This is a genomic window from Aeromonas sp. R5-3 (assembly GCF_040908225.1).
GTDB lineage: Bacteria > Pseudomonadota > Gammaproteobacteria > Enterobacterales > Aeromonadaceae > Aeromonas > Aeromonas dhakensis.
In genome coordinates, this window is record NZ_JBFODH010000019.1 from 309,064 (window position 1) to 331,863 (window position 22,800).

The following is a 22,800-nucleotide window of genomic DNA, read 5'->3' on the forward strand; positions in this document are numbered from 1 at the left end:
GTCATACCTTGTGCAACAGATGGAGGGTCATCTGCATCAATTGTTCATCCTCGTGCATCCGCTCGAGCAGTAATCCGGCCGCCTTTAGCTCGGCCGTCTGCCCCTCCATCAGCACGGCTCGTAGCCCCTGCATCGCCAGGCTGAAATCCCGCGGTCGCCGCAAGTCGTGAAAGCCACGGTCTGGCGCAGCGAAGTCCAGCAGTGCCCGCTCGGCCAGACGCTCGGGATAAAGTCTGGTGATATGGGGTTCGATGGATTGGCCATCCGGCAACAGGGCATAACGGCCCGGCAGGTTCTGATCCTGCTCGTCGAGCCGGATGGCACTCAGTTGCTCGATACCGATATGGGCCGCAGTAATACGACTCATGACACCAGGGCCTCACGCTGCAACTGGGTCAGGGTGCGCAGCGCCTGGTGCAGAAGAGGAAGGGTGACGTTTCGCTCATCCAGTGTGACGAACAGGATCAACTGATCCTCTTCCAGCCAGCCGCAACGTACCGGCAGGGCGGGAGCCTGAGCCGCGGCGGTGAGGCTCATGGCACGGCGGATGGCCTCGCCACTCTGGTGCCATGGCACCCGGCGAGCCAGCCAGAGGGTCAGCTGCCCCTGATGACGTTCCAGTTGCAGGGTGCCGCTCTGCTCCAGTTCAAGCTGGATCAGGGAATGGGGGTTATCCCCGATGGTAATACCCAGATCCTGGCAAAATTGCACCAGCTGGGGTTCAATCCAGTTCATGACGGGTCTCCGGACAGCTCATCCTCTTCGCGCTCGATGGCGTTATCGAGCGCCCCCTGACAACATTGCAACAGGTTCTGACGCTGCTCTTCCTCACTGAAGAGCTCCACCGGCAGCAACCGGACCAATCGCTTGAGCTCCTGGTAGAGCAACACCTGCGTCTGGACCTCATCCAGTTCAAGCGCCGCCCCGACCTGCTCCACATCACGGACGGTTGCCCAGCGTTTTTCCACCAATGCAATCAGATCGCCCATCAGATCAGAAGGCCCGTATGCCATGGGCCGTTCCCTCCTTCACTCGTTGCCACAGCTCATCTACCTGGGCCGACAAGGTATTGAGCAGCCGCAGTTTGTGCATGTCGCTCATCACCCGCTCCAGCTTGACCGGATCGAGCCAACGTTGCTGGCTATCCAGATCGGCGCTGAGGGCCTTCATCATGAAGCCGGTTACCTTTTCCAATGCACCGTTGCCAAAGCGGCTGTGAATATCACGCCAGGCCACCGAGAGTGCGCGATAGTCTTGTACCGCATCACGGTAGAGATCACGCAAGTCCTGCTCACTGCCGACTCCTTGTCTGGCTGCATCGGCCGCCGGCCCTGTGATACGGGCACCCAGCACGATAGCGGCACCTTGATCCTCAGCCAGCTTGGCCAGCGCCTGCTCGATAAGATTGAGGGTTCCCTGCATCTCGGGCCGCCCGGCCAGCGCCTTGCGGGCCTGACAGAGCGCCTCAAACTGTTCACTGACTTCGCCGGAATAGCTTTCCAGATAAGCCAGCAGCTGAGATAGATTGGCCAGCCTGCCGCTGCCGAGATGGCTCACCATCTCCTTGATCTTCTGCTGGCGCTCGAGCTCGGGCACCTTGTCCAGATAGTCGCCCACCAGTGCCTCGATCTCGCTGATACGGGAATGGCTGTCACTCAGCTTGCGCTTGGCGAGCGAGAGCTCTGAACGTTCGGAGAAGACAAAGGTGAGCTCTTCCGCGGCATCTGCCAGGGATTGAGACGCAGAAGCCAGCACGACCCGCTCGCCCTGAAACAACCCTCCCGGCAGAGGAAGTTGTTGCCGAGAGGCCTCCTCCCCGCGTCCTTCAGGTTGGGTAGCGGTAACGTAGGGGTTGCTCTGGATAGTGGCCATGGAAACTCCCGTGATGAATGGTTTGATGAGGGTGGCATTATAAAAACCGCCTCATTGCACCTATGCCAAAATCAGCCGTGAATTTTTAGGCCTGCCCCAACCGTTTTCTAAAAAGTCCCGACTCGTGCTGAAATCCAGCACGACAGGGTTTCCTTATAGTGGCCACCGTTTCCACTGGTGCAGTTTCATGACCCTTTCCCTCGACCACATCTCCGGCCAATTACGTCATGCCATTGACGAGTGCCGTCTTATCCAGATCCGTGGCCGGGTCACCCAGGTGACCGGCACCCTGCTCAAAGCCGTGGTGCCCGGAGTGCGCATCGGCGAGCTCTGCCATCTGCGCAACCCCGACAACACCCTCTCCCTGCAGGCCGAGGTGATCGGTTTTGCCCAGCATCAGGCGCTGCTCACCCCGCTGGGCGAGATGTTTGGCATCTCTTCCAATACCGAAGTGAGCCCGACCGGTGCCATGCATCAGGTCGGGGTCGGCGAACATCTGCTGGGCCAGGTACTGGATGGCCTTGGCAACCCCTTCTCGGGCGGCCAGCTACCGGAGCCTGCCGCCTGGTATCCGGTCTATCGGGATGCACCGGCCCCCATGAGTCGCAAGCGAATAGAACAACCGATTTCGCTGGGCATCCGCGCCATCGATGGACTGCTCACCTGCGGCGAGGGGCAGCGGATGGGGATCTTCGCCGCCGCCGGTGGTGGCAAGAGCACCCTGCTGGCATCGCTTATTCGCAGCGCCGAGGTGGATGTCACCGTGCTGGCGCTGATCGGTGAGCGGGGCCGGGAGGTGCGTGAATTTATCGAGGCGGATCTGGGGGAAGAGGGTCTCAAGAAAGCGGTTCTGGTGGTGGCCACCTCGGATCGCCCCGCCATGGAGCGGGCCAAGGCCGGCTTTGTCGCCACCTCCATCGCCGAGTACTTTCGGGATCAGGGCAAGCGGGTGCTGCTGCTGATGGACTCCGTCACCCGCTTCGCCCGCGCCCAGCGTGAGATTGGTCTGGCCGCCGGCGAGCCGCCGACCCGGCGCGGCTACCCGCCGTCCGTCTTCGCCGCCCTGCCGCGCCTGATGGAGCGGGCCGGTCAGTCGGACAAGGGCTCCATCACCGCCCTCTACACCGTGCTGGTGGAGGGGGACGACATGACAGAGCCGGTGGCCGATGAGACCCGCTCCATCCTCGATGGTCACATCATCCTCTCGCGCAAGCTGGCGGCGACCAACCACTACCCGGCCATCGACGTGCTGCGCTCCGCCAGCCGGGTGATGAACCAGATCATAACGCCAGACCATCAGGCACAGGCCGGTCGCCTGCGCAGCTGGCTGGCCAAGTACGAAGAAGTGGAGCTGCTGTTGCAGATCGGCGAATACCAGAAGGGGCAGGACAAGGTGGCCGACGAGGCGATCGCCCGTATCGAGGCGATCCGGCAGTGGCTGAGACAAGGAACCCATGAGCCGAGCGCTCTGCCAGACGCGCTCGCCACCCTGGATGCACTGACCCGATGATCGGGCGTCTGCAAAAAATCAAGCACTTGCGGCTGGAACGAGCCGAGCAGCAGCTCGCGGCCCAGCAGGCCCGGCTGCAACAGGCCCACGCCCGTCAGCGGGAAGCCGAACAGGAGAGCCAGGACTACCGCCGGTGGCGTCTTGCCGAGGAGGACCGCCTGTTTGCCCTCTGTCAGCAAGAGCAGCTCGATCGCAAGGGGCTCAAGGCGTGGCAACAGAAGGTCGCCCTGCTGCGAGAAAAAGAGGCGCACCTCGAGCAGATGGAGGCCGAGCAAGGCGAACGGGTGGCCGAGGAGCGCACCCGCTTGCAGGCGTGCCAACTGGCGGTGCACCGCGCTCGCCAGCAGCAAGAAAAGTTTGCCGAATTACACCGACAGGAGCAGGCCGCCCGGCAAGCCCTGCGCGACTACAACGAAGAGCAGGAACAGGAAGAGTTCCGCCAGCAGATCAGGATGTGACCAGAGATGAACCGACTCATCACCCCCAGTGCAGACACCATGGCCACCTCCGAGCCGCTGAGCCTGCGACAGGAGCTCATCAAGGCCGATCAGGTGCAGCAGCAGCGCTTCGAGCAGGCCCTGCGCCTCGGGTCCACACAGCAGAAGGCAAGTGGCCCACAGGAGCGGCTCGGCAAACCGAACGAGAGCCGCAGGTCGACACCGGATGACGACCTTGCCGGCCGCCAGGGCGCCGCCGAAGAGAGAAGACTCGAGCAGAAGCGGCAAGCTCGCCAGGCACCACGGCCCAAGGAACCCTCCGACCAGCCAGAGGGAAGTGATCGGCAGGAAGCACAACCACTGCCCGCCACGTCACCATCAACAGGGGAAGGCAACACGGCGCAGGTTGCACAACAAGGGAGCGAGGACGCTCAGGAGACGAGGTTGCCGCGCGATATCGCAAGCGATGCCACGTCCCCTGTTGCAGCCGAATCCGGTGCGCAGGAACAACCCTATGTGCACGCACCTGCTCTGCAAGTAGAAAGCCAGCCCCCGACAGAGAGCGACACACTGCCGGAGCGCGGCGAGTTCGCATCCCTGCGATGCGTTGAGCCGACACCACCAAAAGAGGAGCCGCTCGAGAGTGCGCCCATCAGCGACGAGGAAGTACCGCCTGAGGGGGGAAGCTTTGTCGGCTCGATCATCCGGGTGCCCCCCCTCACAGTGACACCGGGGGATCTGCTGCTGGCTCGGGTTGCCCCCAGTTCCGATTACCACGAGCTGGGTCAGCTGCTGAGTCGGCTTGCGGTAGACATTCAGCTGGAAGTGGGTCGCCCGGATCGCCCTCCCCTGCTGCAGCTCACCCTGCCTGCGCTCGGCGATCTCGCCATCCGCATCGAGCACCATCAGGGGGCGTTGCAGGTGGAGATCCTCGCCAGCGAGCAGGGGCAGCTGCTGCTCAATCAGGGGCGCAGTGAACTCATCGATCGCCTGCAGCGGCTCTACCCCGGTGAGCGGGTCGCCTTCGATCTCTTCACCCGAGGCGACAGCGAACAGGGATCGCGCCAGAAACGATCCATCTATGACGAGTGGGATGCCGACGCATGACATCGATTGCCTTTACCTTTGCCTCGCAGACTGAGCTGACCCTGCAGCAGCGGCTCAGCCAGTGCCGCCACCACTACAACTGGAGCGGCGGCGAGCTCCGACTCGCCATCGCGCCGCTGCCGGCCAGCCTCGACTGCCGCTTGCAACTGCAGTGGCAGGGGCTCTCTGTGCCACTTCTGTGCCATGGCGCCGAGCTGGCCCGCTGGCTGGCACCGGATCTGCAGCAGGCGGCCCTGCTGAGCCTGCCCGAATCCCTGCAACTGGCACTGATCGAGCGGCTGGGGCAGCCCCTTGGCGGCCTCACCTGCTCGGCGCTGGCCGCCCATGCTATCGGTGAAGAAACTGCCGAGCCTGCGCTGCAACTCCTGCTCAAGCGCGAGGGGGCGACCCTCTCCCTCTGGCTCGCCGAGCCCGGCCCACTGCTTGGCAAACTGCCTCCCCGGCCTATCCAACAACGGTTGCCGCTGCCGCTCACCCTCTCCTTGCAATGGGGGGCGATGCGCGTCGCCATCGCCGATGTCGAGACGCTGGCCTGTGGCGATGTGCTGCTGCCGCCGCCGAGCCCCTTGCTCGGCCAGCAGCTACTGGTCTGCGTCGAGGGACGCCCCTTTGCCTACTGCCAACCCCATCCACAACATCTGGAACTGACTGCCATGCACAACGCCGCCCCCGATGACGCCCTCGACCCCAGCCAGCTGGAGAGCCTGCCTGTTCAGGTCACCTTCGAAGTGGGCCGCCAGACGCTGGATTGGCACACCCTCACCACACTGCAACCGGGCTCACTTGTCGATCTCGGCGCCCCCATCGATGGCGAGGTGCGCATCATCAGCAATGGTCACCTGCTCGGCAGCGGTCGACTGGTCGAAATCCAGGGACGGCTCGGGGTACGGGTCGAGCACCTCAAGAGCGAGTCGCCGTCATGATCCAGTTGCCGGACGAGCTCAATCTCATCGTCGGCTTGGCCCTGCTGGCCCTGCTCCCCTTTATCGCCGTGATGGCCACCTCCTTCGTCAAGCTGGCGGTAGTCTTCTCGCTGCTGCGCAACGCCCTCGGGGTGCAGCAGATCCCCCCCAACATGGCGATGTACGGGTTGGCCATCATCCTCAGCATCTATGTGATGGCACCGGTCGGGTTTGCCACCCAGGATTACCTGCGCCAGAACGAGGTATCGCTCACCAAGTCAGAATCGGTGGAGAAGTTTCTCGACGAGGGGATGGCCCCCTACCGCGCCTTTCTGAAAAAGCAGATCAAGCCGCGGGAGCACGCCTTCTTCATCGACAGCACCAAGCAGCTCTGGCCAAGCGAATACGCCGACCGGCTGGAGCCTGACAGCCTGCTGATCCTGCTGCCCGCCTTTACCGTGAGCGAGCTGAGCCGTGCCTTCGAGATTGGGTTTCTGATTTATCTGCCCTTTATCGCCATCGATCTCATCATCTCCAACATTCTGCTGGCGATGGGGATGATGATGGTCTCCCCCATGACCATCTCGCTCCCCTTCAAACTGCTGCTGTTTGTGCTGCTCGATGGCTGGGCCCGTCTCACCCACGGACTGGTTACCAGTTACGGAGGCTAATCATGAGCCACGCCGATATTCTTCACTTCACCAGCCAGACCCTCTGGCTGGTGCTGATCCTCTCGATGCCCCCCGTGCTGGTGGCAGCACTGGTGGGCACCCTCGTCTCGCTGTTGCAGGCGCTGACCCAGATCCAGGAGCAGACGCTGGGCTTTGTCGCCAAGCTCGTCGCCGTAGTGATCACCCTGTTTGCCACCACCGCCTGGCTTGGCAACGAGCTCTACAGCTTTGCCGACATGGTGCTGCTCAAGGTACCGCAGATCCAATGACCTTCGAGAGTCTGCAGGGCCAGATGCTGGCCTACACCCTGCTGCTGCCACGCTTTATCAGCTGCTTCGTCATGCTGCCGGTACTCAGCAAGCAGATGCTGGGGGGGGCGATGATCCGCAACGGCGTGGTCTGCTCGCTGGCGCTATTCGCCTATCCCATGGTGGCCGACACTCTACCCCCCACCATCGATGCCCTCGATCTGGCCCTGCTGGTGGCCAAGGAGGTACTGCTCGGCCTGCTGATCGGTTTTGTCGCCGCCATCCCCTTCTGGGCCGTTGAGGCAAGCGGCTTTCTGGTAGACAACCAGCGCGGTGCGGCCATGGCCTCGCTCTTCAACCCGAGTCTCGCCAGCCAGACCAGCCCCACCGGCCTGCTGCTGACCCAGACCCTGATCACCCTCTTCTTCTCCGGGGGCGCCTTTCTCGCCCTGCTCTTGGCCCTGTTCCAGAGCTATGCCAGCTGGCCGGTCACCCGCTTCTTTCCCGCCATCGGCGATCTCTGGGTGAGCTTCTTCTACAGCCAGTTCAGCCAGATGTTGCTGCTCTGCACCCTGCTGGCGGCGCCGCTCCTGATCGCCATGTTTCTGGCCGAATTCGGGCTGGCTCTCATCAGCCGCTTCGCCCCCTCCCTCAACGTCTTCGTACTGGCGATGCCGATCAAGAGCGCCGTCGCCAGCCTGCTGCTGCTGATCTACATCAAGCTGATGATGGATCACGCCTATAGGCAAGTGCTGGCGGTGATGGATCCCCTGCGGCTGCTTGCCCCCATACTGGAGCCACGATGAGCGGCGAGAAGACCGAACAGCCCACCGCCAAGAAATTGCGCGATGCCCGCAACAAGGGGCAGGTGGTCAAGAGCAAGGAGGTGGTCTCCACCGCCATCATCCTGAGCCTGGTCGGCATGCTGATGGCGATGTCCGATTACTACCTCGAGCATCTGGGCAAGCTGATGCTGATCCCGGAGTCCCACCTCAATCTCCCCTTTGCCCAAGCCCTCAACCACGTGGTCGAGAATCTGTTGCAGGAGCTCGCCTACCTCTGCATCCCCATTCTGGCGGTTTCGGCGCTGGTGGTGCTCGTCTCTCACATCGCCCAGTACGGCTTTCTGCTGAGCGGCGAGTCGATCAAGCCCGATATCAAGAAGATCAATCCGGTAGAGGGGGCCAAGAAGATCTTCTCCATCAAGAGCCTGATGGAATTCGTCAAATCGCTGATCAAGGTGAGCCTCTTGAGCCTGCTGGTGTGGGTCACCATAGAGGGTAACCTGCAGGCCATGCTGCAATTGCCCGGCTGTGGCATGAGCTGCATCGCGCCTGTGCTGGGAGGCATGCTGGGCCAGCTGATGGCGATCTGCGCCATGGGTTTCGTGGTGATCGCCATCGCCGACTATGCCTTCGAGCATCATCAACACATCAAGCAGCTCAAGATGAGCAAGGACGAGGTGAAACGGGAGTACAAGGAGATGGAGGGGAGCCCCGAGATCAAGAGCAAGCGTCGTCAATTCCACCAGGAGCTGCAATCGAGCAACATGCGCGCCGACGTGAAGCGCTCCTCGGTCATCGTGGCCAACCCGACCCATATCGCCATCGGCATTCGCTATGAGCGGGGGGAGACCCCGCTGCCGGTGGTCACCCTCAAGTTCACCGATGCCCAGGCACTGTTGGTGCGCAAGATTGCCGAAGAGGAGGGTATTCCGGTGCTGCAGCGCATTCCGCTGGCCCGTGCCCTCTATCGTGATGCCCTGATCAATAACTACATCCCCGCCGATCAGATAGAGGCGACCGCCGAGGTACTGCGCTGGCTGGAGCAGTGGCGCCAGAGTGAAGGCCCGCAGTGGTAAACGCAGCCCCCCTGACACGAAAAACTGACAAATCCCCGACCGCGGATTGATATAGCACACATCCATGACTCGTTATGATTCGTACTCGTCAGCCATTTCAGGAACAACAGCATGGCCTTATCTGCCATCGGGGGACCCGTTCAGCAAGCCCCCGTCTCTTCCCAATCATCCCAGGGCAGTCCTCTGCTGGCTCGGGGGAACACACTGTTTGAGCAATCGGTACAGCGGGGCATCGGTCATTTTCAGAGCGGCGACCTGAAGAGTGTCATTCATGCGCTGCACCAACTGCAGACCACCCCGGATGCAGGCAGGGCACAGCGGGTACAAGACGCCATCCAGCACTGGGAGCAGCATCACCCCAAGGAGGTGGCGGCCCGTGGCGCTCGTCTGACCGAGTTGAAACAGGCGCTGGCGGAGCAGGGTGCCATCGCCAGACCCCAGCAACAGACCACTCGCGTGGTCGGCGGCGGAGCACAGGCGTTATTGCAACGGAGCATGGCGGGCCTGGAAAAGTTGGGCAGCTATGCCTGTACCGATGCCCAGACCTTCGTGCAGCCGAGTAACCCGTCGTACCAGAAGGTAATTGGCAAGCTCAATGCCTTCGGACAGGATCCACAACGTCTGGCCGCCAATCAGCGCGCCAATAACAGCGCCAACATGGCCGCCATTCAAATAACCCGTCACAAGCAGCCCATCTCACTGCGTACCATGGAGAACATCGCCAAGGCGGTGGATGAAGCCAAAGCGGGTTGCTGTTCAACCCTGGCCTACTCGGCCGCGGCCGAGCTGCTGCGCCACAACAGCGATCAGCGGATCGAAGTACTGGCTCATCGTGGCGCTCAGGGGCACTCCCAGACCCACTGCTTCGTGGTGATCGGTCGGGCCGAAGGGAGTGAACTCTCCAAGCCCCAGAGCTGGGGCCCTAATGCCAAGGTTATTGATCCTTGGGCTGCCACCATCGGCGCTCGCCTGGTCGGCACACCGGACAAGCCCCCGATCGCCAATCTCTGGCCGCCCACCGAGTCCGTTTTTGATACCACCAGTCAGGAGTCCCGATGATGTTCAATGCCCTGCTATCTGCCCTCTGCCGCCATCTCTCACTGCCACAGGAGTATCTGCATGGGGATGGACTGGACATCCCGGTCGGCGCGTTCAGCCTCCATGTCCGGCAGCGGGATCAACTGGTTACCCTGTTCATTCCACTGGGGAACGTTCAGGCAACATCGCTGGCCAATCTGGCCGATTGGCCGGTGCTGCAGCTTAGCCGCACGGATGAACACACAACCCTGCTCTGGGCTCGTGAGTGGCTGGACAAGCTCGATCTGGAGATCATGGTGGACCTGATAAGCCGCATGCTGCATCAGGCGGAGGCTTTGACTCTGGAGAGCCCCCCGCTCACGGCCTTTACAAGCTGCCAGCCCTCGGCGGCCATCCGCGGTTAAAGGCGCAGGGGGGCATCACGACCCCCTCGAACTATGGTCAAATCCGCATAGCAAAAAGCCCCGGCAACCAGGTTGCCGGGGCTTTTCTGAAGATGGCGGAGGAGGTGGGATTTGAACCCACGGATGGTCGCCCATCGCCGGTTTTCAAGACCGGTGCATTCAGCCGCTCTGCCACCCCTCCGAACGGCGTGCATACTACGTCAGCCCCTTGTTCATATGCAATACATATTTGATTTGGGATAGTAGGGGGCAACAGGCTGGGGTGGGGCTTGAAATCAGCGCTCGTCATCCCGACATTCAGTGCATACAATGCGTTAACGAGGCGGCGTTGCCGTCTCACCCAGGAAATCAAGAGGACACCCAAGATGGATACCCGTTCTATCTATACCGGCACCCAGAGTGCCGCGCGCGATACCAACAAGGTACTGCGCAACACCTATATGCTGCTCTCCCTCACTCTTGGCTTCTCTGCCGTGGTGGCCGGAGTCGCCACCGTGATGAACATGCCGCCCCTGCACTGGGCCATCTTCCTCATCGGCGTCTACGGTCTGATGTTCCTGACCGAGAAGAATCGTGACAACGGCATGGGGCTGGTGTTCACCTTCGCCCTGACCGGCCTGCTGGGCTATAGCCTGGGCCCCATCATCAACATGTACATGAACAACGGCGGCGGCGAGATAGTGATGACTGCGCTCGGCGGCACCGCGCTCACCTTCTTCGGTCTGTCGGCCTATGCCCTGACCACCAAGCGTGATCTCTCTTTCATCGGCGGCATGCTGTTCGTCGGTTTCTGGGTGCTGCTGGTGGCCATGATCGCCAACATCTTCCTGCAGATGAGCGCCCTGAGCCTGGCCCTCTCCGCCATGTTCATGCTGTTCTCCTCCGGTGCCATCCTGCTGACTACCCAGCAGATCGTGCGCGGCGGCGAGACCAACTACATCTCCGCCACCGTCACCCTGTATGTCTCCATCTACAACATCTTCCTGAGTCTGCTGAGCCTGCTTGGCGGCAACCGCAACTAATCAAACACCCCGCTTCGGCGGGGTTTTTATTGGCGCCTGTTTCTGTCAGGATAAGTTGCAAATCAAGGATATGAAGCGAAGTGGCCCTGATCCAAATCAGGGCCGTTTCGTTGTTGACCGGTTATGCTCTCGCTTTCGTTTCGCTCAAGGGTTGCGCTCTCCCATGCCCACGGATTTCTCTGGCCTGCTGCGCCGGCTGCTGACTGACAGTCATATCTATTTCGCCCTCAAGGTGTTGCTGGCCATCATGGGGCTGCTCGCCTTCACTCTGGCAACCGGCGACATCCAGCTCACCGTACTGCTCTCCCTCGGGGTGGTGGCTGGCGCCATCGCCGAGACCGACGACAGCCTGTGGGGCCGGGTCAAGAACCTCGCCATGACCCTGCTCTGCTTCCTGTTCGCCTCCCTCTGCGTGCAGTATCTCTTCCCAACCCCCTGGCTGTTCGCCATCGGGCTGGCGGGCTCCACCTTTATCTTCGTGATGGTGGGGGCGCTCGGTCAGCGTTACGCCACCATCAGCTTTGGCTCCCTGCTCATCGCCATCTACACCATGCTGGGGGCCGCCAAGGCGCCGGATCTCTTCTATCAGCCGCTGGCGCTGGGGGCCGGGGCGCTCTGGTATGGCCTGGTGTCGCTGGTCTGGCTCTGGCTGCTGCCCTACAAGACCCTGCACGAACAGCTGGCCCAGAGCTACTTTGCCCTCTCCCGCTATCTGCTGGAAAAATCCCGCTTCTTTCCGGCCGACGAGCACGGCGCCCAGGCCATTCGTCACAACCTGGCCCAGCTCAACATCAACCTGGTCAATGCCCTGACGCTCACCAAGTCGGCCCTCAATGCCCGCCTCAGCACCCGTCACCGGGCCTCCCCCGAGCTGGCCAGCCTGCTGCGCCTCTACCTGCTGGCGCTGGAGATCCACGAGCGGGCCACCTCCAGCCACTACCCCTACAGCAAGCTGGAAGCCGAGCTCAAGCAAGGCATCGTGCTTGACGGTTTCCAGGAGGTGTTCCTGCAGCTCTCCGAGGCGTGCCAGCGGCTCGGCTACGCCATCCTGGTGCACAAGCCCTATGCCCACAACAAGCGCATCCACTGGACGCTGGAGGCCCTCGGTGATCAGCTGGAGTTCACCCACCTCAAGCAGCACTACCCGAAAACCCTGCTGACACCGATGAAGTTTCTGCGCCGCAACCTGGCCAGCATCAACCAGCTGCTGCAAAGCGCCGAGGAGCTGCAAAACCCCGAGCAGGCCCCGCAGAACTTGCCGCCCCTGGCCAAGCCCGCCCGCCTGCCACTGCTGACCCAGCTCAGACAGCACCTGACCCCCAACTCCATGGTGTTTCGCCATGCCCTGCGGCTGTCGCTCGGGTTGGTAGTGGGCTACGGCATTCTGCAGGCCTTCCAGCTGGACAAGGGTTACTGGATCCTGCTGACCGTATTGTTCGTCTGCCAGCCCAGCTACAGCGCCACCCGCCGCCGGCTGGTGCAGCGCATGCTCGGCACCTTCGCCGGCCTGCTGGTGGGGATCCCGGTGCTCTGGCTCTTCCCCGAGCTGCACGTACAGCTGGTGGTGATGGGGCTGGCCGCCTTCCTGTTTTTCACCCAGGTGCGCAGCAACTACAGCGCCGCAGTCTGCTTCATCACCCTTTACGTGCTGATGGCGTTCAACCTGCTGGACGGCATCGGCTTTGCCATTCTGGGGCCGCGCATGCTCGATACCCTGCTCGGCTGCCTGCTCTCCTACGCCCTGGTGGCATGGCTCTGGCCGGACTGGCAGTACAAACGGCTGCCGACCCTGATCGCCAATTCGCTGTCGGCCAACGCCCGTTACCTCTCGGCAGTGCTGGCCAGCCTGCAGCAGCAGCGGGATGAGTCACTCGACTACCGGGGGGCGCGCAAGAGCGCCCATCTAGCGGACAGCGAGCTAGCCATGGCCTGGCAGAGCATGCTGGTGGAGCCGCAAAAGCGCCGCCGTTTCCTCGACCTCTGCTTTACCCTCACCTGGCGCAACCACGCCCTGCTCTCCTACATCTCGGCGCTGGGCGCCCATCGCGACAAGCTGGAGGCCATCGGCGAGCTGGACGAGATCAGCCGCCACCTGAGCCACACCCTGGAGCGGGCCGCCGGCCATCTGGCGGGAGAGATGCCGGAGCAGATCGAGGGGCAGTGCCCGGTCATCACCCCGGACAGCAGCGAGGAGCAGCTGATGCTGACCCAGCAGCTCAACCTCATCAGCCAGCTGGCGGACGAATTGCTCGCCCTGGCCAACGAGAGCCGGTTGCTCACCCGGGAACAAGGCGCTACCATGCCCGCCCAATCCTGACAGGCCACAAGGAGCCCACCATGTCCGAGCATCACCAGCTGGAATTCAACGGCCAACTCATCGAAACCGATGCCAAGGGTTATCTGCTCAACAGCAACGACTGGAGCGAGGCGCTGGCACTGGTACTGGCCGAGCAGGAAGGTATAGTGCTGGAGGAGCCGCACTGGGAAGTGGTGCGCTTCGTGCGCGCCTTCTATCTGGAGTTCAACACCTCCCCCGCCATTCGCGCCCTGGTCAAGGCGATGGAGAAGCAGTACGGCCCCGAGAAGGGCAACAGCCGCTACCTCTACAAGCTGTTCCCGGAAGGCCCCGCCAAGCAGGCCACCAAGATTGGCGGCCTGCCCAAACCGGTGAAATGCATCTAAAAAAATACCGCGCCCATCCAGAATGAAGCGCGGTATTTTTTTATCTTGTGGCCCCTCTTAGGGGTTGTAAGCCACCACGGAACCACTCAGGCCGGTCATCTGGCCGATGCGACTCTGCATGCCCTGCAGCTTGGTCTTGGAGACATCCGGTCCGATGAAGACCCGGTTGAGCTGACCCTGCACCGGCGTGCGTGGCGAGGTGTGAGCCGAGTAGCCCGCCGCCCGCAGCTTGCCCACCAGCGCGTTGACGCTGTCGACGTTCTTGAAGGCGCCGAGTTGCAGGATCCAGCTGCCCTGGGCCGGGGCCGTCGCTGCCGGGGCTGCGGTCGTGGTCGCTTGCCCCATCTTGCTGGCGATGAGATCGTCCATCGACCTGATCTGGCCCGCCTGCGGCTTGCTCTCCACCGGTTTTTGCACCTCTACCGGCTTGGGCGGCACCACTTTGGGCTTGGGCTGCTCCACCGGTTTCTTGGCGATCACTTCAGGCTTGGGTTGGGGCTTGACCGCCGGCGGTGTAACGGGCTGGGTCACCGGCTTGGCGGCCGGCTGCTGCACCTGCGGCTGGCCCTGCTTGGCCCCCAGGGTGACCGGCTCGGGCACCTCTTCCACCTGCCACTGTTCGGCAGCCGACGCCTGCTGCTGGCTGGCCAGATGCTCCGCCGGCAGGGTGCTGGCGGCCGATACCTGCAAGGCGGGCTTGGCGGGTTCCAGCTCGGGGCGCAGCGGGATCTTGGCAAACGCCTCTTCCTTCTGCTCCAGCTTGTGGCCGTCCATCAGATCCGGCAGAAAAATGACTACCAGGGCCACCAGGATGACGGTCCCCACCAGACGGTTTTGAAACTTAGAGGCCAAGTTGAATCCTACCTTTACGTAACTCAATATGCGATCTGGCTCCCCGCCAAAGGGCCGGGGAGCCGGGGTGTGGCCTAGACGGCGACACCCGCCAGAATGTCGGCGACAGTGTAAAACGAACCAAACACAATGACCATATCATCAGGACTCGATGCGGCCAACGCGGCAGCATAGGCCTGCCCCACGTCGTCAAAGGTGGTCGCCGGCCCCCGCTCGCAGCCAAGGGCCGCCGCCAGCTGGGCCGCGCTCGCCGCCCGCGGGCCGCTCAGGCTCGCCAGATACCACTCGCCGATGAGGCCATCGAGCTCGGCCAGCGACCCCGCCATGTCCTTGTCCTTGAGCATGCCGACCACGGCGCGGCGCACGCCGCTGCAAGGCAGCTTGCGCAGCTGGGCGGCCAGATAGGCGGCCGAATGGGGGTTGTGGGCCACATCGACGATGACCAGCGGCGCGCTTTGCAGTTGCTGCATCCGCCCGGCCAGCCGGGCATTGGCCAGTCCGTCACGGATGGCGGACTCCGGCAACGGCAGACCGAGGGACTCCAGCGCCGCCAGCACGGTGACCGCGTTCATCAGCGGCAGGGCCGGTTTGGGCAGCCCCAGCCAGTGGTGCAGGCCGTGGTAGTCCCAACTGTCGTCGTGCTCATCCCCGTGGAAGTCACGGCCGACCTGGCGCAAGGAGGCGCCGAGGCGGGCCGCCTCGCTGGCGATGGTGACGGGCGGGTTGGGCTCACCGCTGATGGCGGGTTTGCCGGCGCGATAAACGCCCGCCTTCTCCACCGCCACCGCCTCGCGGGTATCACCCAGCCAGTCGCAGTGATCGAGCGCAATGGAGGTGATCATGGCGACATCGGACTCCACCACATTGGTGGCATCGAGCCGGCCGCCCAACCCTACTTCCAGCAAGAGCACATCCGGCGCGGCGAGGCGGAACAGCCACAAACCGGCCAGGGTGGCGAACTCGAAGAAGGTAAGGGCTATCTCGCCGCGGGCCGCTTCCACCTCGGCAAAGGCGGTGCAGTGATCGCGGTCGGTCAGTTCGGCCCCGTTGATCCGCACCCGCTCGGTGAAGCGCAGCAAATGGGGAGAGGAGTAGACGCCGACCTGGTAACCGGCGGCCATCAGGATACTGGCCGCCATGGCGCAGCTGGAGCCCTTGCCGTTGGTGCCCGCCACCGTGATCACCTTGAACGGCAGTTGGGTAAGACCCATGCGGCGAGCGACGGCACCGACCCGATCCAGTCCCATGTCGATGTTGACCGGGTGGATCTGCTCCAAATAAGAAAGCCAGTCGACCAGCGACCGGCTTTGGGATTGTTGCATGTTGGAACTCATCTTCACTCTTCGATGACGTGAGTATTCAGCATTTTGGCGAGCAGGCTGGCCAGACGGTTGCGCATGTCGCGGCGGTCGATGATGAGATCGATGGCACCCTTCTCCAGCAGGAACTCGGAGCGCTGGAAGCCTTCCGGCAGCTTCTCGCGCACGGTCTGCTCGATGACGCGGGGACCGGCAAAGCCGATCAGCGCCTTGGGCTCGCCCACGTTGATGTCGCCCAGCATGGCCAGACTGGCGGAGACGCCACCCATGGTGGGGTCGGTCAGCACCGAGATATAAGGCAGGCCGGCTTTGGAGAGTCGGTCCAGCGCCGCACTGGTCTTGGCCATCTGCATCAGGGAGAACAGCGCCTCCTGCATGCGGGCACCACCCGAGGTGGAGAAACAGACCAGACCGCGCCCTTCCTTGATGCTCTCCTCGACGGCGCGCACGAAGCGGGCGCCCACCACGGAGGACATGGAGCCACCGATGAAGGAGAACTCGAACGAACAGGCGACGACCGGCACCCCCTTGAGGGTCCCCTTCATCACCACCAGCGCATCTTTCTCGCCCGTATCCTTCTGGGCGGCTGACAAACGATCCTTGTAGCGCTTGGAATCCTTGAATTTCAGTACATCCTGCGGCTCCAGCTCGGCACCGACTTCGGTGCGGCCCTGCTCGTCGAGAAAGCTCTCGAGGCGGGCACGGGCGCTGATGCGCATATGATGATCACACTTGGGGCACACTTCGAGATTGCGCTCCAACTCTGCCCGGTAGAGCACCTGTTCACAAGCACTGCACTTGGTCCACACCCCTTCCGGAATGTTGTGGCGACGCGGGGCAGTGATCTTGCTCTTGGGAAGGATCTTCTCAAGCCAGCTCATGGAATTCCTTAATGCTTTTGTGCCTGACAAAACGCATCGAGCCTAGATTGTTCAATGACTTAATAGCTCGATGGCAATAAATGACGGATCATTAAACCACAAATTTTCGGGCCCAGTTACTAAAAACTGGTCGTACCCGGTGCCGAGTCCGGCAGCCACAACGGGCCGAGCGGCACCCGCGGCAAGCCCAGTTCCAGCGGGTAATCCACGTCCACCAGATAGAGTCCCCCCGCCTTGGCGGTGGGGCCCGCCAGGTTGCGATCCCGGGCCGCCAGCACCTCGGCCACCCACTCCACCGGTTTGAGCCCCTGCCCCACCAGCAGCAGGGAGCCGGTGATGTTGCGCACCATGTGGTGCAGGAAAGCGTTGGCCCGGATATCCAGCACGATATAGGGGCCCTGACGGCTGACGCACAGGTGGGTCACATTGCGCCACGGGGTCTTGGACTGGCAGCCGACGGCCCGAAACGAGCTGAAGTCCTGCTCACCCAGGAGGCACTGGCCTGCCTGGTGCATCAGCGTCGCGTCGATCGCTTCGTGGTAGTGGCTGACGCCGCTGCCGAGGATGGCCGGCCGGTAGTTGTGGTTGTAGATGACGTAGCGGTAGCGACGGGCGGTGGCGCTGAAGCGGGCATGGAACCCCTCGTCCACCTCCTTGACCCAGCGCACCGCGATGTCGGGCGGCAGGTTGGAGTTGAGCCCCAGGGTCCAGGCCCCTTCGGCACGGTTCGCATCGGTATCGAAGTGGATGACCTGGCCGGTGGCGTGGACGCCGGCATCGGTGCGTCCTGCACACTGGATGGAGACGGGGTGATTGGCGATCCGGCTGAGGGCCTTCTCCAGCTCCTCCTGTACGCTGATCACTTCGCGCTGACGCTGCCAGCCGAAATACCGGCTGCCGTCGTATTCAATACCTAGGGCAATTCGCATGGATAAACTTGTCTTCTGATGAAAGGATGCGGTGAAAGAAACGGGGCGGATTATACCCATCTCGCCTCAAAAATCCCAAATCGCAGCGCCCAGGCCAGACCAGGCGCCAAAAAGAAGGGGCAGCCCATCGGCTGCCCCTGCTGTCATCATGGTGCTGTGGCTACCTAGCCAAGGCGCTTGAGCAGCTTCTCGGCCTCGGCCCGCTGATGCTCGGTGCCCTGCTCCGCCGCCTCCTGCAGCAGCTCGCGGGCGCTATCCTTGTCATCGATCTCGAGGTAGGCGCGCGCCAGATCCAGCTTGGCCCCCACTCCGCCATCGTCGGCATCCACGTCAAATCCGGTGGACTCCGGCAGCACCTCGGGGAAACCATCCAGCCCCACATCCAGCGAGAAGCCCTGATAGGGTTCCTGCTCCGTGGTGGTGGCATCGGCCTCGGCCAGCAACTTGTCGATCTCGACATAACCGCTCTCCTGGGCCTGCTCACGCGGCTTGACCTCACCCTGATGGGGTTCCACTTCGGCGAAGGCATCCTCAAAATCGGAGAGGGCCATCTCGTTGGGATCCCAATCCGGTTCTACCTCTTTTTTACCTTTGACCGGCTCGGGCTCCAGCCCCAGCTCAGCCAGCATCTCGTCGGCACCGGCAGCGGCAGCCTGGTCGGCCCCCGGCTCGGCAAAGGCGGTCTCAAAGTCGCTCAGATCGAAGGAGGCGAGATCCTCATCGCTCACCACCGCCTCGGCGTCCGGCTGGCCGTCATCGGCGCCATCCAGCGTCAGGTCGGCCTCCAGATCCGCATCCAGCTCGGCGAACAGGGCAGCCTGCAGCTCCTCTTCGCTCATGACCTCGTTGTCGGCCTTGGGCTTGGGATTGAACTCGCTGGCAAGATCGAGATCCGGCTCGGTGTCGAGGGTGATGGGGTCGTCATGGGCCAGATCCAGATCGGGCACCAGATCCGGATCCCGGATGGCGGCCTTGGCGGCCGGTGCCGGCTCGGCATCGAAGCTGGCCAGATCCATCTCGCCATCGTCGCTGAACACCAGATCGGCCGGTGCGGCGGGCTCTTCCACCGCCATGTAGCCATCCGGCGTGTTGAGATCCGGTGTCGGCCGCATCGGTTCATCATCTGTGATGCCGACCGTCATCAGCTCGTCAAACTCGCTGCTCTCCTGATCCATCACCATGGCGGTGGATTCGGACAGGCTCTTCTCCTGCTCTTCCAGCTCGCGGCGAGCCCGGGCCCGCAGCCACAGGGTCACCAGCGCCAGCACCAGCAGCACCGGCAACAGGATGATCATGGCGAGGTTGAGCGGCGAGGAGAGCAGGTCCATCAGCCAATTCTGCTTGGGTTCGGGAGCCGGCGCCGCCGGCGGAACCGGCTTGGCCTTGAGCTCGGCAATCTCTTTTTGCAGGGCGGTCTGATCCTGCAGCTGGGCCTTGAGGGTCTCCACCTCTTCGGTCAGCGACTGCAGTCGCAGCTTGAGCCTGTGGTTCATCTCGGTGACCTGACCGAGCTGGGCATTGGCATCTTCCAGCGCCAGCGCCATCTCGGTGGAGGGCTTGCCGACCGGCTTGTCGAGATCGGCCGGCAGCGGGGCCGGCGCACTGGCGGTAGCGGCACTGGTTGTCGCGGCCTGGCTCGCGACCGGCTCGGGGGCCTTGGCGACCTCCTTGACCTCGGTGGCCGGCTGGGGCGCCTCCACCTTGGGTGCCGGAGCCGGGATGGGCGCCGCCTTGGCGGGCGCTACCTTGGCAACCTCGGACTTGGCCGGCTCGGCTGCCTTGGTGGGGGTCGCCTTGGGCTGGGCCGGCTTGGTGGCCACCGGTTTGGCCGGCTGGGTATGCTTGCTCGCCAGATATTTCGGGCTCAGCCCTTTCCAGCTGGCGTTGTCACTGCGGAATTTGGCGCGGGCCTCGGCATCCGTGATGACGCTGGCCTCGGCGGCGGTGGGCAGCAGGATGCGCGAGCCCACCAGAATGTGGTTGATGTTGCCGTCAGCGAAACTGCGGGGATTCTTCTCGTAGATCGCCACCATGGTCTGGTAGACGCTGACACTGTTGGAGGGGCGGTACTTGCTCGCCAGGCTCCAGAGGGTGTCGGTGGGACGAATGGGACCATAACTGCCGGCATTGCTCGCAACCTGCCGCACGATGGGCTGGGGCGTGGCGCTGGGAGTGGCGACGGGTTGTGCCAGCGGCTGGGAATTGACGGCGGGCGGAGCCGGCTCGTCCGGGCCTTTGAGCTCAACAAAAAAGGGCTCCCGCGCCGAGTCTTCGGCCTGGGCCATGCCCAGCAGACCCAATGCGAGTAGCGTTGCCAATGTTATGCGGGAATGTCCCATATTCGTTCCTTCGTATGACGGCCCTATCACATTGAAAAATCTGGATAGTTACCCCAAAACAGTCGGTTCAATATAAATCAGGCTCAGGTTGCAAGCCAGCAGTCCGACACATTTAGCACCCAACTTGCCCCTGAGTGTAGGAAAAAACTTAATCAGTTGATATCGCGAAACATTCCAGAAGTCGCACTGTGCGCCCCCGGTCACATCTGCCTCGCGCTCGGCGGTGCCATCTCTGGCGGGCATCCCTCCCCGCCAGACCCATGGACTCGCCGATCAGAGGTAATCGCGCACCAGCAGTTCGGCAATCTGCACGCTGTTGGTCGCGGCGCCCTTACGAACGTTATCGGCCACGATCCACATATTTATACCGCAGGGGTGAGAAATATCCTGGCGAACCCGGCCCACCTGTACCTCGTCCTTGCCGGTTGCGTCGCGCACCGGGGTCGGATAGTCATGCTCGTCGTCAAACAGGGTGACGCCCGGCGCCTGGCGCAGCAGCTCTTTCACCTGCTCGGCGTCGAGCGGCTGATGCAGCTCGACGTGGACCGCCTCGGCATGGCCATAGAAGACCGGCACCCGCACGCAGGTGGGGTTCACGGCGATGCTGGCATCCCCCAGGATTTTCTGGGTCTCCCACACCATCTTCATCTCTTCCCGGGTGTAGCCGTTGTCGGTGAAGCTGTCGATCTGCGGAATGAGGTTGAAGGCGATCTGCTGCGGGTAGAGGCTGGGCTCCACCGGACGACCGTTGAGCAGGTGGGCGGTCTGGCCGGCCAGCTCGCTCACCCCCTCCTTGCCGGAGCCGGAGACGGACTGATAGGTCGCCACGTTGATGCGAGCGATCCCCACCTCATCGTGCAAAGGCTTCAGTGCCACCAGCATCTGGATGGTGGAGCAGTTGGGGTTGGCGATGATGTTGCGGTTGCGAAAATCGGCCAGAGCGTCCGGGTTCACTTCTGGAATGACCAGAGGGATCTCTTCGTCGTAACGGAAGCAGGAGGTGTTGTCGATGACGATGCAGCCGTGCTCGGCGGCAATCGGCGCCCACTTGGCAGAGACCTCGGCCCCGGCGGAGAAGAGGGCGATCTGCACCTGGCTCCAGTCAAACTCCTCCACGTCCAGGATCTCGACGTTCTTGCCGGCAAAACGCACCGTGTCGCCGGCGCTGCGGCTGGAGGCCAGCGGATAGAGGGTGGCGACCGGGAAGGCACGCTCTTCCAGGATCTCGATCATCGCCTCGCCCACGGCGCCACTGGCGCCCAATACCGCTACGTTGAATTGCTGACTCACTGCTGTTCTCTCCTATGATGGTGCCGGTGACGCGCGCTGGCATCACCGCTGGCAGGCGGACCTGCCTGATAGCGGGTCTGGCGTCGGGCCAGACCGGGTATGGGCGGGACAAGGCTCCCCCCCTTAAAGTATGTAGAGCGCTCAGCTAGGCTGGCAGACAAACCCGAGCCGGGCCAGGGCATCGCTCGCAAACGGCCCCTTCAGCTGCAGGGCCGAGAGCTCGCGCCGCTCCGGATAATCTTTGCGCTGCTCATCGAAACTGCCCGCCACACCGAGCCGGTTGCGAAAACGGGCGTCATCGCGGCGCACGTCATAAATAAGGTGGACCAGTTGCTTGATCAATGCCTGATCCGCCGGCTGGCCCGGCGTCACCTCGCGCACCTCGGGAATGGGCAGCAGACTCTGCAGATCCTGGCGCGGCGTGCGCCCCAGTTGGCGGCAGAGCGCCTCATAGAGCATCCAGGTGCCACGGGCCTTGCCCTCCAGGCTGTAACCTGCAATGTGCGGTGTCGCCAGCTCGGTGTGGGGCACCAGGGCCTGCAGCGGCTCCGGCTCCCCTTCCCACACGTCCATCACCAGTCGCAGCGGCGCCTGGCTCTGCTGGCGCGCCAGCAAGGCCTGGTTGTCCCACACCTCGCCGCGGGAGGCGTTGATAAGGATCTGCCCGGCAGGGCGGGCGGCAATCTGCGCTGCATCCAGCAGATGGAAGGTGGCATCCGGCCCTTGACGGGTAATGGGAACGTGGAAGCTGACGATGTCGGCCTCAAGGGCCTGCAGGTAATCGACAAACTGCGCCGCCTCATCTGCCTCGGTGGCGCGGGCACGGGGCGGATCGCAACGCAGCACCCGCATGCCGAGGGCTTCGGCCTTGCCTGCCACGCACTCGCCGGTGTTGCCGGCGCCAATGACCGCGAGGCTCATCTCGCTCAAGTTGAGCTCATGGCGCTCGGCCAGCACCAGCAGGGCGGAGAGCACATAGTCGCCGACCGAATATTTGTTGCAGCCGGGGGCACTGAAGAAGGGAATGCCCCGCTCGGCCAGCAGCGCCTTGTCCACGTGATCGGTACCGATGGTGGCGGTGCCGACGAAGCTCAGTCGAGGGCAGCTGGCCAAGAGGGCTGCGTCCACCCGGGTGACGGAGCGCACCAGCAGCACGTCGGCCTCTTGCAGATCCGCCGCCTGCATCTGCCTGCCGGGCAGCGGGATGACCTCGCCAAACTCGGCAAACAACTCACGGGCGTGGGGCATATTTTCATCAACGACGATCTTCATCGGGCTCTCTCACTTCGCTAGCGGCCACAAGCGCGCCATTCTAGCCCAAACAGACCGAAGTTTCAGATGCTTATTCACCCATACGCGGCCGTCGCCGCGACTTTCTGCCGGGGTGGGTGCGCTGTTGCCTCATCTGCGCCCGATGAAGCGCCCTGCCCGGGCAA

The 22,800-nt window shown here is 63.0% G+C and carries 24 protein-coding genes and 1 tRNA gene; 13 read left to right on the forward strand and 12 right to left on the reverse strand.

The features are described 5' to 3' along the window. Nucleotide 1: 1 nt before the first annotated feature. From ascX to sctW, 4 genes are read right to left on the reverse strand one after another with little or no spacing between them, the layout of a single operon-like run. The gene (ascX, locus tag AB5Y95_RS11090) at nucleotides 2-367 is read right to left on the reverse strand and encodes a type III secretion system protein AscX (RefSeq protein WP_017783025.1); all 366 of its coding nucleotides are present in this window, start codon (nucleotides 365-367) and stop codon (nucleotides 2-4) included. Further along, nucleotides 364-735, reverse strand: coding sequence for a SycN family type III secretion system chaperone Acr2 (gene acr2 / locus AB5Y95_RS11095; RefSeq protein WP_005302455.1), 372 nt, complete (start codon nucleotides 733-735; stop codon nucleotides 364-366). Before acr2 ends, ascX begins: the two co-directional genes overlap by 4 nt. Then, on the reverse strand, nucleotides 732-1,013 hold the full coding sequence (locus AB5Y95_RS11100; protein ID WP_017786716.1) for a TyeA family type III secretion system gatekeeper subunit: 282 nt from the start codon (nucleotides 1,011-1,013) through the stop codon (nucleotides 732-734). Before AB5Y95_RS11100 ends, acr2 begins: the two co-directional genes overlap by 4 nt. Beyond that, the gene (sctW, locus tag AB5Y95_RS11105) at nucleotides 994-1,872 is read right to left on the reverse strand and encodes a type III secretion system gatekeeper subunit SctW (RefSeq protein ID WP_368161016.1); all 879 of its coding nucleotides are present in this window, start codon (nucleotides 1,870-1,872) and stop codon (nucleotides 994-996) included. Before sctW ends, AB5Y95_RS11100 begins: the two co-directional genes overlap by 20 nt. 187 nt (nucleotides 1,873-2,059) lie before the next feature. Here sctW and ascN point away from each other — a divergent pair, with 187 nt between their 5' ends. From ascN to AB5Y95_RS11155, 10 genes are all read left to right on the forward strand, one after another. Next, the gene (ascN, locus tag AB5Y95_RS11110) at nucleotides 2,060-3,382 is read left to right on the forward strand and encodes a SctN family type III secretion system ATPase AscN (protein WP_368161018.1); all 1,323 of its coding nucleotides are present in this window, start codon (nucleotides 2,060-2,062) and stop codon (nucleotides 3,380-3,382) included. Beyond that, nucleotides 3,379-3,840 (forward strand): YscO family type III secretion system apparatus protein, encoded by a 462-nt coding sequence (locus AB5Y95_RS11115; RefSeq protein WP_368161019.1) that lies wholly within the window; start codon nucleotides 3,379-3,381, stop codon nucleotides 3,838-3,840. Before ascN ends, AB5Y95_RS11115 begins: the two co-directional genes overlap by 4 nt. Nucleotides 3,841-3,846: 6 nt before the next feature. Next, the gene (locus tag AB5Y95_RS11120; protein ID WP_368161021.1) at nucleotides 3,847-4,926 is read left to right on the forward strand and encodes a type III secretion system needle length determinant; all 1,080 of its coding nucleotides are present in this window, start codon (nucleotides 3,847-3,849) and stop codon (nucleotides 4,924-4,926) included. Continuing rightward, a complete protein-coding gene (gene sctQ, locus AB5Y95_RS11125) occupies nucleotides 4,923-5,849 on the forward strand; it encodes a type III secretion system cytoplasmic ring protein SctQ (RefSeq protein WP_368161022.1) in 927 nt (308 codons plus the stop codon). The genes AB5Y95_RS11120 and sctQ overlap by 4 nt, the downstream gene beginning before the upstream one ends. Beyond that, a complete protein-coding gene (gene ascR, locus AB5Y95_RS11130) occupies nucleotides 5,846-6,499 on the forward strand; it encodes a SctR family type III secretion system export apparatus subunit AscR (protein ID WP_005302476.1) in 654 nt (217 codons plus the stop codon). The genes sctQ and ascR overlap by 4 nt, the downstream gene beginning before the upstream one ends. 2 nt (nucleotides 6,500-6,501) lie before the next feature. Next, nucleotides 6,502-6,768, forward strand: coding sequence for a SctS family type III secretion system export apparatus subunit AscS (gene ascS / locus AB5Y95_RS11135; RefSeq protein WP_005302482.1), 267 nt, complete (start codon nucleotides 6,502-6,504; stop codon nucleotides 6,766-6,768). Next, entirely contained in the window at nucleotides 6,765-7,553 is a 789-nt protein-coding gene (sctT, locus tag AB5Y95_RS11140) for a type III secretion system export apparatus subunit SctT (RefSeq protein ID WP_368161024.1), read from the forward strand. Before ascS ends, sctT begins: the two co-directional genes overlap by 4 nt. Further along, nucleotides 7,550-8,608 (forward strand): type III secretion system export apparatus subunit SctU, encoded by a 1,059-nt coding sequence (sctU, locus tag AB5Y95_RS11145; protein ID WP_368161026.1) that lies wholly within the window; start codon nucleotides 7,550-7,552, stop codon nucleotides 8,606-8,608. Before sctT ends, sctU begins: the two co-directional genes overlap by 4 nt. 111 nt (nucleotides 8,609-8,719) lie before the next feature. Further along, the gene (locus AB5Y95_RS11150) at nucleotides 8,720-9,667 is read left to right on the forward strand and encodes a hypothetical protein (protein WP_368161027.1); all 948 of its coding nucleotides are present in this window, start codon (nucleotides 8,720-8,722) and stop codon (nucleotides 9,665-9,667) included. Beyond that, nucleotides 9,664-10,050 (forward strand): hypothetical protein, encoded by a 387-nt coding sequence (locus AB5Y95_RS11155; protein WP_368161029.1) that lies wholly within the window; start codon nucleotides 9,664-9,666, stop codon nucleotides 10,048-10,050. The genes AB5Y95_RS11150 and AB5Y95_RS11155 overlap by 4 nt, the downstream gene beginning before the upstream one ends. Before the next feature lie 93 nt (nucleotides 10,051-10,143). Here AB5Y95_RS11155 and AB5Y95_RS11160 read toward each other — a convergent pair. Further along, nucleotides 10,144-10,231 (reverse strand) — tRNA-Ser (locus AB5Y95_RS11160). Nucleotides 10,232-10,415: 184 nt separating this feature from the next. Here AB5Y95_RS11160 and AB5Y95_RS11165 point away from each other — a divergent pair. The 3 genes from AB5Y95_RS11165 (at nucleotide 10,416) to AB5Y95_RS11175 (ending at nucleotide 13,754) form a co-directional block, all read left to right on the forward strand. Continuing rightward, nucleotides 10,416-11,072, forward strand: a complete 657-nt coding sequence (locus AB5Y95_RS11165) for a Bax inhibitor-1/YccA family protein (protein WP_010633601.1) — start codon at nucleotides 10,416-10,418, stop codon at nucleotides 11,070-11,072. A 163-nt stretch (nucleotides 11,073-11,235) separates the two neighbouring features. Then, a complete protein-coding gene (gene yccS, locus AB5Y95_RS11170; protein ID WP_368161031.1) occupies nucleotides 11,236-13,389 on the forward strand; it encodes a YccS family putative transporter in 2,154 nt (717 codons plus the stop codon). A gap of 20 nt (nucleotides 13,390-13,409) precedes the next feature. Then, the gene (locus AB5Y95_RS11175; RefSeq protein WP_011706490.1) at nucleotides 13,410-13,754 is read left to right on the forward strand and encodes a TusE/DsrC/DsvC family sulfur relay protein; all 345 of its coding nucleotides are present in this window, start codon (nucleotides 13,410-13,412) and stop codon (nucleotides 13,752-13,754) included. Between the two features lie 57 nt (nucleotides 13,755-13,811). On the opposite strand, the gene dedD is transcribed toward AB5Y95_RS11175, so the two are convergent. The 7 genes from dedD to AB5Y95_RS11210 form a co-directional block, all read right to left on the reverse strand. Next, nucleotides 13,812-14,606 (reverse strand): cell division protein DedD, encoded by a 795-nt coding sequence (dedD, locus tag AB5Y95_RS11180; RefSeq protein ID WP_017783038.1) that lies wholly within the window; start codon nucleotides 14,604-14,606, stop codon nucleotides 13,812-13,814. Nucleotides 14,607-14,680: 74 nt separating this feature from the next. Further along, complete coding sequence (folC, locus tag AB5Y95_RS11185; protein ID WP_368161032.1) at nucleotides 14,681-15,940, reverse strand: bifunctional tetrahydrofolate synthase/dihydrofolate synthase; 1,260 nt, start codon at nucleotides 15,938-15,940, stop codon at nucleotides 14,681-14,683. 2 nt (nucleotides 15,941-15,942) lie between these two features. Further along, a complete protein-coding gene (accD, locus tag AB5Y95_RS11190; RefSeq protein WP_005302503.1) occupies nucleotides 15,943-16,806 on the reverse strand; it encodes an acetyl-CoA carboxylase, carboxyltransferase subunit beta in 864 nt (287 codons plus the stop codon). 119 nt (nucleotides 16,807-16,925) lie between these two features. After that, nucleotides 16,926-17,735 carry a tRNA pseudouridine(38-40) synthase TruA gene (gene truA, locus AB5Y95_RS11195; RefSeq protein WP_029305766.1) on the reverse strand — a complete coding sequence of 270 codons (810 nt, stop codon included), beginning with the start codon at nucleotides 17,733-17,735 and terminating at the stop codon, nucleotides 16,926-16,928. Nucleotides 17,736-17,899: 164 nt separating this feature from the next. Beyond that, on the reverse strand, nucleotides 17,900-20,074 hold the full coding sequence (locus AB5Y95_RS11200) for a FimV/HubP family polar landmark protein (protein ID WP_368161034.1): 2,175 nt from the start codon (nucleotides 20,072-20,074) through the stop codon (nucleotides 17,900-17,902). A 273-nt stretch (nucleotides 20,075-20,347) separates the two neighbouring features. Then, on the reverse strand, nucleotides 20,348-21,364 hold the full coding sequence (locus AB5Y95_RS11205; protein WP_017764176.1) for an aspartate-semialdehyde dehydrogenase: 1,017 nt from the start codon (nucleotides 21,362-21,364) through the stop codon (nucleotides 20,348-20,350). 141 nt (nucleotides 21,365-21,505) lie between these two features. Then, nucleotides 21,506-22,636 carry a 4-phosphoerythronate dehydrogenase gene (locus AB5Y95_RS11210; protein WP_368161036.1) on the reverse strand — a complete coding sequence of 377 codons (1,131 nt, stop codon included), beginning with the start codon at nucleotides 22,634-22,636 and terminating at the stop codon, nucleotides 21,506-21,508. Nucleotides 22,637-22,800: the final 164 nt, after the last annotated feature.